Below are 11,281 nucleotides of genomic sequence, written 5' to 3'. Positions count from 1 at the left end.
GGCAATGATCCCGGTCAAAGGGTTTTCAGGGCAGAAAGTAGCGGTTCTGGGGCTAGGTCGGTCGGGTCTGACCACCGCACGAGCGCTGCGCGCTGGCAGGGCTGAGCCGATCTGCTGGGATGACAACCCCGCCGCGCGTGAAGCGGCAGAGGTCGAGGGATTCTCGTGTGTCGATCTGCGCCGCCACGGGGCGTTTGACGATATTGCCGCACTAATTGTCTCGCCCGGCATCCCTCATCTCTACCCCGCGCCGAACCCGGTTGTGGCCGCTGCGTTGGCAGCCGGAGTTCCGGTCGACAATGATATAGGTCTGTTCTTTCGCTCTTTCGCAGGCCCTGAATGGAACAACTACGACATCCCACCGCGCGTCATCGCGGTGACGGGATCGAATGGCAAATCAACCACCGCTGCGTTGATCCACCATATCCTGACCGAGTCCGGACGCGACTCGCAACTGGCGGGCAACATTGGGCGCGGCGTGCTGGACATCGACCCAGGTGGCGATGGATCTGTCGTGGTACTGGAGCTATCGAGCTACCAAACCGAACTGGCCCGCGCACTGACGCCGGATGTGGCGGTTTTCACCAATCTTTCACCTGATCACTTGGATCGACATGGTGGAATGGGTGGTTACTTTGCCGCCAAACGTCGCCTGTTCGCCGAAGGAGGCCCAGACCGCGCAGTGATCGGGATAGATGAGGCCGAGGGCGCGTTTCTGGCCGGGCAACTGGCCGAGGGACCGTCAGATGACCGGGTGATCCGCGTCTCGGTGGCGCGCAAGCTGACCGGGTCGGGTTGGCAGGTCTTTGCCCGCAAGGGTTTCCTGTCGGAATACCGCAAGGGCCGTCAGGCCGGATCGATCGACCTGCGTGAGATCAAGGGCCTGCCCGGCGCGCATAATCACCAGAACGCCTGCGCCGCCTATGCCGCCTGCCGTTCGCTGGGCCTTGCTCCGCGCGTGATCGAAGACGCGCTGCACAGCTTCCCGGGTCTGCCGCACCGCAGTCAGATCATCGCCGAGGCGGACGGCGTGACCTATGTGAATGACTCGAAAGCCACCAACGTAGATAGCGCCCTCAAAGCCTTGAGCGCGTTCAAGAAGATACGTTGGATCTGTGGCGGGCTTGAGAAAGAAGGCGGGCTTGAGGCGCTGAACGGGGCAGGGGACCACGTAATCAAGGCCTACGTCATCGGGCGTGAGGCGGCGAGCTTTGCAATGCAGTTGCAGGCCGATGCGCAAGTCTGCACCACTATGGAAGCGGCGGTTATGCAGGCCATGGCCGATGCGCAGCCCGGTGAAACCGTTCTATTGGCACCTGCTGCGGCCAGTTTCGACCAGTATGACAACTTCGAACAACGTGGCGATGACTTCGTGGTTCAGGTTAAAAAACGCCTCTGAAAGCAATGCGTTTGCAATAGATCGCCGGTTCGGCGAAGCTGTGGGCCTATCTGCTTGACGCACTGCCTGCATTGGTTTTTGCCTTCAGGAAATTCAACACGAGGTCATGAATATGCCAAACCGTAAACTTCTTCTGGTCGTTCCAGCGCTGCTGGCTGCTGCGGCTTGCACCAATACCGGGGCCAACTATCAGCCCGTGATCGATGGCCCGGTAGGCCCTAACTACAACTCGGACCTGTATCAGTGCCAGCAACTTGCAGCCTCGCAGGCCAGCGTTGACGGATCGACCGCAGGTAATGCCGCAATCGGCGCTGCAGGTGCTGCAGCCGTCACCGGCATCGTTCAGGACAGCAGCGACAACCTGGGTCGCGCCGCCGTTGCCGGTGCGTTGGTTGGTGCAGGCGCTGACGTGATCAACAAGAACCAGAACAAGGAAGTCATCGTGCGCAACTGTATGCGCGGACGGGGTTACAACGTCGTAGGCTAACGGCTTGCGATGGCACTTCCGGCGGCGTGGCCCGAGGACCACGCCCATTGGAAGTTGTAACCGCCAAGCCAGCCGGTGACATCCACCGCTTCACCAATGACATAGAGGCCGGGGACATCCCTGGCCTCCATGGTTTTGGACGACAGCCCGTCAGTGTCGATTCCGCCCAGAGTGACCTCGGCGGTGCGATAGCCCTCGGTGCCCGACGGCGTAAGCCGCCAGTTGGACAATGCGGCGATCAGTTCCGACAGCGCCGTGTCGGACTGATCCGCAAGATTGCCCTTCATCGGGATATGGTGTGCGAGGTATTCCACCAGACGCGTGGGCAGGTGGCGTGCCAATTCGGTGGTCAGCGCCTTGCGCCCAACAGCCTGCCGCTGATCGCGAAGCAGATCGTATAAAGGCAAATCGGGGATCAGGTTGACCCATATTGCCTCACCCTCGCGCCAGTACGAAGACAATTGCAGTACCGAAGGACCGCTCAACCCGCGATGGGTGAACAACAAAGCCTCGTCGAAACTGCTGCGCTCGTTTGATAGTCGAGCGGGCAGGGAGACGCCGGACAGATCCTTGAACCGACCGTCCGAGAAGGTGAACGGCACCAGCGCCGCCCGTGTCTCGGTTATCTGCAGCCCGAATTGCTGCGCGATGTCATAGGCCAACCCCGTTGCGTCCATTTTGGGGATCGATTTGCCACCCGTGGCCAGAACCAGATTGCGACAGGTCAGAGGGATGTGCTTGCCATCGCGTTCGACATCCAAAGCGAAACCGCTTTCGGTTTTGCGCAAGTTGCGCAGCGACGTCTGCACCCAGAGCTCGGCCTCGGCCTTGACCATTTCATTCAGCAGCATCTGGACGATCTGTTTCGAAGACCCGTCGCAGAACAATTGCCCAAGCGTTTTTTCATGCCATGCAATGCCATGGCGATCGACCAGCTCGATGAAGTCCCACTGTGTATATCGCGCCAGCGCTGATTTGCTGAAATGCGGATTCTGAGACAGGAAATTGCCCGGTCCCGCATACATATTGGTGAAATTGCATCGTCCACCACCCGAGATGCGGATCTTTTCTCCGGGAGCTTTTGCATGGTCGATCACCAGCGCCTGGCCACCGCAATGGGCTGCGCACATCATGCCGGCCGCGCCAGCACCGAGGATGATCGTCTCGAAATCCATATGCTGCGCATGGCGTGGATTGTGAGCGATGGCAAGAGCGCAAACCAAAAACGGTGTAGGTTTGGCCTTCAGAATTTCTCAGCGGCACTTGGGTTTGTGCCATATGGTATGTGGATTTTTAGTCGTAGTGCATTCTGACATGCTAGGCTCTGTGCTAATGCTTGCCGGTTAGATCCATTTAAAGGGATAAAAATATGCGCTTTCCAAACTTCATTACAGACTTTCCAAGACTAGACGTGCCATTTCCCGAAGACGTCGTGCAGACGGCAGTCATTCGATCTGATGCTGGTTTGGTCGCCTTCTTTACTTTTCTTAAAGAAATGGAACTCCCACTACATTCTCATGGTGCCCAATGGGGTACGGTGGTGGAAGGAGAAATTGAACTCACCATTGGCGGAGAGACGAAAGTTTATCTACCCGGCGACAGTTATTCGATACCAGCCGGAGTGGAGCATGGCGGGCGCATCAAGGCGGGTTCCCGAGTGATCGATGTGTTTGAAGAGCCTGACAGATACCCCATCAAAGACTGACGATTTACTTTTTAAACAATGACGTTGGGCGCGGTTGATATTCCGATGAACTTAAGCCGTGTCTCAACTGGCCTTCGATCAGAACAGGCAGCTTGCGCTGCTTGAATGCATGCGCGTTTGTCAACGTCGGCTCATTGTTCCGGAATTCCAGTTCTGCCTGTCATTCTGCTAGCCCAAATGTAAAAATCCCTGTAGACTCTCAATCAGATCCCGAAAACGGGACGTTAACGAGGCAGATAGTGGCGGTATCTCATGACTGAGATGGTGTATGGCGCGGTCCAGGACCAGCGCGGAGAACCGATTCTTCCGAAGTGGTGGCGAACGATTGATCGCTGGACGATGTCCTGCGTCCTGATCCTGTTTGTCATCGGGCTTTTGCTGGGGCTAGCCTCGTCGCCGCCACTAGCGGGGCGTAACGGGTTCGATCCTTTTCACTATGTAGAACGTCAGGCGATCTTTGGCGGGCTGGCGCTGGTCGCGATGCTGCTGACCTCAATGATGTCGCCGACACTGGTGCGGCGGCTGGCGATTCTGGGCTTTCTGGCCTCGTTCGTGGCGCTGGCCTTCCTGCCGGTCTTCGGTACAGACTTTGGCAAAGGCGCGGTGCGCTGGTATTCGCTGGGTTTTGCCTCGTTGCAGCCATCCGAGTTCCTCAAGCCCGGTTTTGTCGTGGTGGCCGCATGGCTGTTGGCCGCATCACAGGAAATCAACGGCCCGCCGGGGCGGTTGTGGTCCTTTGCACTGTGTATGTCCATCGTGGCAATGCTGGTGATGCAGCCCGATTTCGGGCAGGCCTGCCTTATCCTTTTTGGTTGGGGTGTGATGTATTTTGTCGCCGGAGCCCCGATGCTATTGCTGGTCGGAATGGCCGGAGCCGTGGTTCTGGGCGGAATGTTCGCCTATTCCAATTCCGAGCACTTTGCCCGTCGTATCGATGGTTTTCTTAATCAGGAACTCGATCCCACCACCCAGCTTGGGTATGCCACCAATGCCATCCGCGAAGGCGGTCTGTTTGGCGTCGGCGTGGGTGAGGGGCAGGTCAAGTGGTCTCTGCCTGATGCGCATACGGATTTCATCATCGCGGTCGCGGCCGAAGAATACGGGCTGATTCTGGTGCTGATTATCATCGCACTGTACTCGCTGATCGTTGTGCGTTCGCTGCTGCGGCTGATGCGCGAACGCGACATGTTCATCCGTCTGGCTGGCACTGGTCTGGCCTGCATGTTCGGCGTGCAGGCTATGATCAACATGGGCGTCGCCGTGCGTCTTCTGCCCGCCAAGGGCATGACGCTGCCGTTTGTCAGTTATGGCGGATCGTCCCTGATTGCTGGCGGCATCGCGGTTGGCATGTTGCTGGCCTTCACCCGAACCCGCCCGCAGGGCGAGCTGGGCGACATTCTGCGCGGACGAGGCTGATGGGCAAACCTTATCTACTAATCGCAGCAGGTGGCACCGGGGGCCACATGTTCCCCGCGCAGGCGTTGGCCGAGGCGATGCTGCAGAAAGGCTGGCGTGTGCGCCTGTCCACCGACCCGCGCGGAGCGCGCTATACCGGTGCGTTCCCTGCAGACGTCGAGATTGTCGAGGCATCCTCGGCCACCTTCGCCCGAGGCGGTTTGGCGGCCAAGATGTTGGTTGGACCCAAGATTGCTGCTGGAGTCACTAGCATGGCTGCGCAGATGATGCGTGACAAGCCGGATGTGGTGGTGGGCTTTGGCGGCTATCCGTCGATACCGGCGCTGGGCGCGGCCATCCTGCTGAAGCTGCCGCGTATGATCCATGAACAAAATGGCGTTCTGGGCCGGGTAAACCAACTGTTTGCCACGCGTGTGGCTCAAGTGGCCTGTGGTGTCTGGCCCACCGATCTGCCTGAAGGGTCCAAGGGCATACACACTGGTAACCCGGTTCGCGCCTCCGTTCTTGAACGCGCTGCTGCCCCCTATATCCCGCCTGGGGAGTACCCGATGTCCGTCCTGGTGATGGGCGGCTCTCAGGGCGCACGTATCCTCAGTGACGTGGTGCCGGGGGCCATCGCTGCGCTGCCTGAATATCTGCGCGGGTATATCCGCGTCTCGCATCAGGCCCGCGATGAGGATGGTGAACGGGTCAAGGCCTTTTACGCCGATCACGGCATACGCGCCGATGTACAGCCTTTCTTTGACGACGTACCTCGCCGTATGTCCGACGCGCAGCTGGTTGTCAGCCGGTCGGGTGCCTCCAGTATCGCCGACATTTCCGTGATTGGCCGCCCGTCGATTTTGATCCCGCTTGCCACGGCTGCCGGAGATCATCAAACAGCCAATGCGCGTGGATTGGTTCAGGCAGGCGGTGCGATCATGATCCCCGAAAACGCCCTTGACGTTCCCGCGCTGACAGAGCAGATGACCACGGTTCTCACCAACCCCGAAGCCGCACAGCAAATGGCCCATGCCGCGCTATCGGTCGGGGCACCGGACGCCACCGAGCGTCTGGTCGCCCTTGTCGAGCAACTGGCGCAGAAGGAGACCTCATGAATCCAGCAACCAAACTGCCGCAGGACGTTGGACCGATCCACTTCGTGGGCATCGGCGGGATCGGGATGTCGGGCATCGCCGAGGTGCTTTTGAACCTGGGCTACCGAGTGCAGGGGTCGGACCTGAAAACCTCGAAGATTACTGATCGGCTGGCCGCGCTTGGGGCCGAGATTTTCGAGGGCCAGCGCGCCGAAAACCTTAAGAATGCCGCCGTCGTTGTCGTCTCGACCGCGATCAAACCGGGCAATCCGGAATTGGATGAAGCACGCGCGCAGGGCCTGCCGGTGGTGCGCCGCGCCGACATGCTGGCCGAACTCATGCGGCTGCGCTCGAATATTGCCATTGCCGGAACCCACGGAAAAACGACTACGACCACAATGATGGCCGAATTGATGGTTGCCGGCGATTTCGACCCCACCGTCATCAATGGCGGCATCATCCACGCCTATGGCAGCAACGCCCGCATGGGGCAGGGCGAATGGATGGTGGTTGAAGCGGATGAGAGCGACGGCTCGTTCAATCGGCTGCCCGCAACCATTGCCATTGTCACCAATATAGACCCCGAGCATATGGAGCATTGGGGTGATTTCGACAAACTGCGCGACGGGTTTTTCGAATTCGTCTCGAACCTCCCTTTTTATGGCCTGGCCGTCTGCTGCACCGATCATGCTGAGGTTCAGGCTCTGGTCGGTCGCATCTCGGACCGTCGCGTGCGCACCTATGGTTTCAACGCTCAGGCCGATGTGCGTGCCGAGAACCTGACCTACAAAGGCGGCGTTGCCCATTTCGACATCCATTTGCGCTACGAAGACACGGTGATCGAAGGTTGCACCTTGCCAATGCCCGGCGACCACAATGTCTCTAATGCGCTGAGCGCCGTGGCCGTGGCCCGTCATCTGGGCATGAAGGCCAGTGAAATCCGCGATGCGCTGGCCAATTTCGGCGGCGTCAACCGCCGCTTTACCAAGGTCGGCGAAATTAACGGCGTCACCATCATCGACGATTACGGCCACCACCCGGTCGAAATCGCCGCCGTTCTCAAGGCCGCACGTCAGGCCACCGAGGGCCGCGTCATCGCCGTCCACCAGCCTCACCGCTATTCCCGCCTGTCCGACCTGTTCGACGATTTCTGCACCTGCTTCAACGACGCCGACGTGGTCGCTATTGCGGAGGTCTTTGCTGCAGGCGAAGATCCGATCGAAGGTGCCAGCCGTGACGATCTTGTGCAGGGCCTGATCCGCCACGGCCACCGCCACGCGCGCGCGATCTTGAACGAAGAAGACCTGGCCCGCCTTGTCCGTGAACAGGCCCGCCCGGGCGATATGGTTGTCTGCCTCGGCGCAGGTACGATCAGTACCTGGGCCAACGGTTTGCCTGACCGGTTAATCGCCAAAGCGAGCTAACCTCGTGGCGCTATCGCTCATACTCGCCTGCGTCTGGGTCTTCGCTTCCACCATTGTGGCGATGCTGCCGATGCACCTGCAATTCCCGCCGGGTGTTGTACTGTTTGCCAGCGCGCCTGCTCTGATTCTGTGGCTGAGTTTAGACTATGGCTGGTTCGTCGGAATCCTGGCTGCTGGCGGTTTTGTTTCGATGTACCGCAACCCGATCCGCTACTACTGGCGCAAGTGGACGGGTAAAGAGGTGTCGGAATGAACTGGTCGATTGCGCTTGCCGGTCTGTGGGGTGTTGTCGCCAACGTGTTGGCGATGTTGCCCAGCAAGGACAACCATTGGCGGCGCGCCTATTTCCTGATCGCCGTTGGCGTCCCTATCCTAGGCTATGTCACCTATGAAAATGGTCCATGGATCGGGCTGCTGGTTCTGGCGGCAGGTATGTCAGTTCTGCGTTGGCCGGTGATTTACCTCACCCGTTGGACAAAGACGAAAATGCAGGGCATGAAGGCGGCGAACAAGTAACTGGCCATTTTCAGGAGGCCCCCATGGTCGACATCGCCACTTTCGCCTATTTGCCGCTGATTACCCTGATCCTCGGGACGCTTGCGGGTTTTGTCGCCGCGCGCTGGATCGGCCTCAAGGCACTGCTGTGGCTGATCGGGCTGACCTCGGCCCTTGGTCTGGTATTGATCATAATGCTGGCCAGTGTCGGCACCGGGGAAGAGGAACAGGCGTTCGGCCCCTTCGTCTGGCTGACCGGTGCGGTCCTGCCCTTCCTGTTTGCGGTGATCATGGGTGGAGTAGGCGGGCGCAGCCTTGCATCCCGGGAAGGCGCATGAGCGGACTGCCCGACGTCCGTGGCCGCCTGTCCGCGGCGCGTTCTCTTTCCGAACTCACCTGGCTGCGCGTCGGCGGACCAGCGGATTATCTGTTTCAACCCGCCGATACCGAAGACCTTCAGTCGTTTCTGCGTGATCTGCCTGCGGATGTTCCCATCTTTCCTATGGGTGTCGGATCCAATCTGATCGTCCGTGATGGTGGTCTGCGGGCGGTGGTGATCCGATTGGGGCGCGGGTTCAATGGTATCTCGGTCGACGGCAATACCGTCAGCGCGGGTGCCGCCGCACTGGATGCGCATGTGGCGCGTAAAGCAGCGGATGGAGGTGTGGACCTGACTTTCCTGCGCACGATACCCGGGTCGATCGGCGGGGCCGTGCGCATGAACGCGGGCTGTTACGGCAGCTATACGGCGGATGTGCTGCAAAAGGCTACCGTAGTCACCCGCGCCGGAGAGATCGTGGACCTGACCCCGCAAGACTTCAGCTTCCGCTATCGCCAGTCCGACCTGCCCGAAGGCGCGGTGCTGATCTCGGCGACGTTTCAAGGCCCCTCAGGCGATCCGGCTGAGCTGCACGCTCGCATGGAGGCGCAGCTAAAAAAGCGCGACGAAACTCAACCCACCAAGGACCGCAGCGCCGGGTCGACCTTCCGTAATCCAGCCGGGTTCTCGTCGACTGGGCGCGCGGACGATGTGCATGACCTCAAGGCGTGGAAAGTGATCGATGACGCGGGTATGCGCGGGGCCACAAAAGGTGGCGCGCAGATGAGTCCCAAACACTCGAATTTCATGATCAATACAGGCGACGCCACCGCCGCAGACCTCGAAGGTCTGGGCGAAGAGGTGCGAAAAAAGGTTTACGAAACAAGCGGCATCACGCTAGAGTGGGAAATCATGCGGGTCGGCGATCCGCTGGAAGAATAAAGCCCCGACCGTCAGACCATAACAGGCAAATTAGGACGACGGATCAAAGGCATAAACGCAGTACGGACCACCACATAAGGTCCGGGGACATTGAGGCGCACATTGGGTATGTCGAGCAGGACAAACCCCAAAGTGGCGGTGTTGATGGGCGGCCCCTCGGCAGAACGCGAGGTGTCTCTCAGCTCTGGGCGCGAATGCGCAGCCGCTCTTGTGGGTGAAGGCTTTGAAGTGGTCGAACTGGACGCAGGTCCGGACCTTGTTGCTCGCCTTGCCGATATCCAACCCGATGTGGTGTTCAACGCCCTGCATGGACGCTGGGGCGAGGATGGCTGTGTGCAGGGGCTACTGGAATGGATGCGCATTCCTTACACGCATTCCGGTGTGCTGGCTTCGGCCCTTGCAATGGACAAGCAACGCAGCAAAGAGGTCTACGCCGCCGAAGGATTACCCATCGTACCCAGCCTGATCGTTCCCAAGGTCGAGGTGGTCGAGGTCCATGTGATGGAGCCGCCCTATGTGGCCAAGCCCAACAACGAAGGTTCCAGCGTCGGCATCTATATCGTGCATGAAAATGCCAACGGCCCGCCGCAACTGGACGAGGCGATGCCTGATCAGGTGATGGTCGAGAAATACGTCGCGGGCCGTGAACTGACCGTGACCGTGATGGGCGATCGCGCCCTGACGGTGACCGAGATCATGACCGATGGCGGTTGGTACGATTATGATGCCAAGTACAAGCCCGGCGGCTCGTGGCATGTGCTGCCCGCCGAGATCCCGCAGGATATCTTTGACCGCTGCATGGACTATGCGGTTAAGGCGCATAATGCGCTGGGGTGTCGCGGCGTGTCCCGCACCGATTACCGCTGGGATGACAGCAAGGGTGCCGACGGGTTGTTTCTGCTGGAAACCAACACCCAGCCTGGCATGACGCCGACTTCGCTGGTACCCGAACAGGCCGAGCATCTTGGCATCAGTTTCGGCCAGCTCTGCGCCTGGATGGTGGAGGACGCCTCATGCGACCGCTGACCGCCACCCGCGCGCCGGTGATTCACCGGACCAAACCGTTGGCGGGGCCGGATGCCGATTTCACCGCCGCGCCAAGGCCCGAGCCCAAAACCGAACCTAAGCTGCATTTGCGCGGGGCGCGTCTTTTTGGCCGCGCGCGCAACGTGGACCCCGCGCCCTCGCGCCTCAGCTACCGCTTTCAGCGCTGGATGCTCACCCCCGGCATCCGGCGCGGGCTAAAAATTGGCCTGCCGGTTCTGACCGTCGTTGGTTTGGTGGGTGGCTTCTTTGCCGCCGAAGAACGTCGTGAGGCGGTCAGCACCTATATCGCCGACATCAAGACCTCGATCCAGGAGCGCCCCGAATTCATGGTCAACCTGATGGCCATCGACGGGGCAGGAACCGCACTGTCTGAGGATATCCGCGAGATCGTGCCGCTCGATTTCCCGCTCAGTTCGTGGGATCTGGATGTGGAGTTGATCCGCGACACCATCACCGGGCTTGACCCGGTGAAATCGGCAACCGTACGCATTCGCCCTGGCGGGATTCTTCAGGTTGATGTGGTCGAACGCCAGCCGGTCATCGTCTGGCGCACCCGAGACGGGATCGAGCTATTGGATGAAACCGGAGCTCATGTCGACCGTGTTTCAGCACGCGCCGATCACGCAGCCCTGCCACTGATCGCAGGGAAGGGCGCGAACAAACATGTCCCCGAGGCGCTGCAAATCCTGACCACAGCCCGCAGCTTGGGCGAACGCGTGCGCGGTTTGGTGCGCGTTGGCGAACGGCGCTGGGATCTGGTGCTGGATCGAAACCAGCGCATCATGTTGCCGACCGAACGTCCGGCGCGCGCGCTGGAACGCGTGTTGGCGGTGAACGAGGTGCAGGACCTTCTGGAACGTGACGTGGCCGTGGTCGACATGCGACTGGGGCAGCGACCGACCATCCGAATGAACAAAACGGCCAGCGAAGACTGGTGGAACACAAAAGTAGATGTGAGTAGCGGGCAGTAA

13 protein-coding genes are annotated in these 11,281 nt (G+C 59.9%); 12 read left to right on the top strand and 1 reads right to left on the bottom strand.

The features are described from left to right. Window positions 1-4: 4 nt before the first annotated feature. Both murD and ACR0NM_RS11390 read left to right on the top strand, forming a co-directional pair. Window positions 5-1,399, top strand: coding sequence for a UDP-N-acetylmuramoyl-L-alanine--D-glutamate ligase (murD, locus tag ACR0NM_RS11395; protein WP_170625497.1), 1,395 nt, complete (start codon window positions 5-7; stop codon window positions 1,397-1,399). A gap of 112 nt (window positions 1,400-1,511) precedes the next feature. After that, window positions 1,512-1,886: a glycine zipper family protein gene (locus ACR0NM_RS11390; RefSeq protein WP_255611713.1), complete on the top strand. Its 375-nt coding sequence runs from the start codon at window positions 1,512-1,514 to the stop codon at window positions 1,884-1,886. Here the strand turns inward: ACR0NM_RS11390 and ACR0NM_RS11385 are convergent. Further along, window positions 1,883-3,061, bottom strand: coding sequence for a BaiN/RdsA family NAD(P)/FAD-dependent oxidoreductase (locus ACR0NM_RS11385; RefSeq protein WP_480614761.1), 1,179 nt, complete (start codon window positions 3,059-3,061; stop codon window positions 1,883-1,885). The genes ACR0NM_RS11390 and ACR0NM_RS11385 overlap by 4 nt on opposite strands. 194 nt (window positions 3,062-3,255) lie before the next feature. Here ACR0NM_RS11385 and ACR0NM_RS11380 point away from each other — a divergent pair, with 194 nt between their 5' ends. The 10 genes from ACR0NM_RS11380 (at window position 3,256) to ACR0NM_RS11335 (ending at window position 11,281) form a co-directional block, all read left to right on the top strand. Beyond that, complete coding sequence (locus ACR0NM_RS11380) at window positions 3,256-3,591, top strand: cupin domain-containing protein (protein ID WP_170392042.1); 336 nt, start codon at window positions 3,256-3,258, stop codon at window positions 3,589-3,591. 252 nt (window positions 3,592-3,843) lie between these two features. After that, window positions 3,844-5,007 (top strand): putative lipid II flippase FtsW, encoded by a 1,164-nt coding sequence (gene ftsW / locus ACR0NM_RS11375; RefSeq protein ID WP_170392040.1) that lies wholly within the window; start codon window positions 3,844-3,846, stop codon window positions 5,005-5,007. Then, window positions 5,007-6,104: a UDP-N-acetylglucosamine--N-acetylmuramyl-(pentapeptide) pyrophosphoryl-undecaprenol N-acetylglucosamine transferase gene (locus tag ACR0NM_RS11370; protein WP_480614758.1), complete on the top strand. Its 1,098-nt coding sequence runs from the start codon at window positions 5,007-5,009 to the stop codon at window positions 6,102-6,104. Before ftsW ends, ACR0NM_RS11370 begins: the two co-directional genes overlap by 1 nt. Next, entirely contained in the window at window positions 6,101-7,507 is a 1,407-nt protein-coding gene (gene murC / locus ACR0NM_RS11365) for a UDP-N-acetylmuramate--L-alanine ligase (RefSeq protein ID WP_480614755.1), read from the top strand. Before ACR0NM_RS11370 ends, murC begins: the two co-directional genes overlap by 4 nt. 4 nt (window positions 7,508-7,511) lie before the next feature. Then, complete coding sequence (locus ACR0NM_RS11360) at window positions 7,512-7,760, top strand: DUF2484 family protein (RefSeq protein WP_170512262.1); 249 nt, start codon at window positions 7,512-7,514, stop codon at window positions 7,758-7,760. Further along, entirely contained in the window at window positions 7,757-8,023 is a 267-nt protein-coding gene (locus tag ACR0NM_RS11355) for a DUF2484 family protein (protein ID WP_170625286.1), read from the top strand. Before ACR0NM_RS11360 ends, ACR0NM_RS11355 begins: the two co-directional genes overlap by 4 nt. A gap of 23 nt (window positions 8,024-8,046) precedes the next feature. Next, entirely contained in the window at window positions 8,047-8,340 is a 294-nt protein-coding gene (locus tag ACR0NM_RS11350; protein ID WP_170392030.1) for a hypothetical protein, read from the top strand. Further along, on the top strand, window positions 8,337-9,263 hold the full coding sequence (gene murB / locus ACR0NM_RS11345; protein WP_480614752.1) for a UDP-N-acetylmuramate dehydrogenase: 927 nt from the start codon (window positions 8,337-8,339) through the stop codon (window positions 9,261-9,263). The genes ACR0NM_RS11350 and murB overlap by 4 nt, the downstream gene beginning before the upstream one ends. Window positions 9,264-9,371: 108 nt before the next feature. After that, entirely contained in the window at window positions 9,372-10,289 is a 918-nt protein-coding gene (locus ACR0NM_RS11340; protein ID WP_480614749.1) for a D-alanine--D-alanine ligase, read from the top strand. Then, window positions 10,277-11,281 carry a cell division protein FtsQ/DivIB gene (locus ACR0NM_RS11335; protein WP_170732913.1) on the top strand — a complete coding sequence of 335 codons (1,005 nt, stop codon included), beginning with the start codon at window positions 10,277-10,279 and terminating at the stop codon, window positions 11,279-11,281. The genes ACR0NM_RS11340 and ACR0NM_RS11335 overlap by 13 nt, the downstream gene beginning before the upstream one ends.

This window comes from Ruegeria sp. AF2, from assembly GCF_056542025.1.
This window is presented reverse-complemented; position numbering and strand designations above follow the sequence as displayed.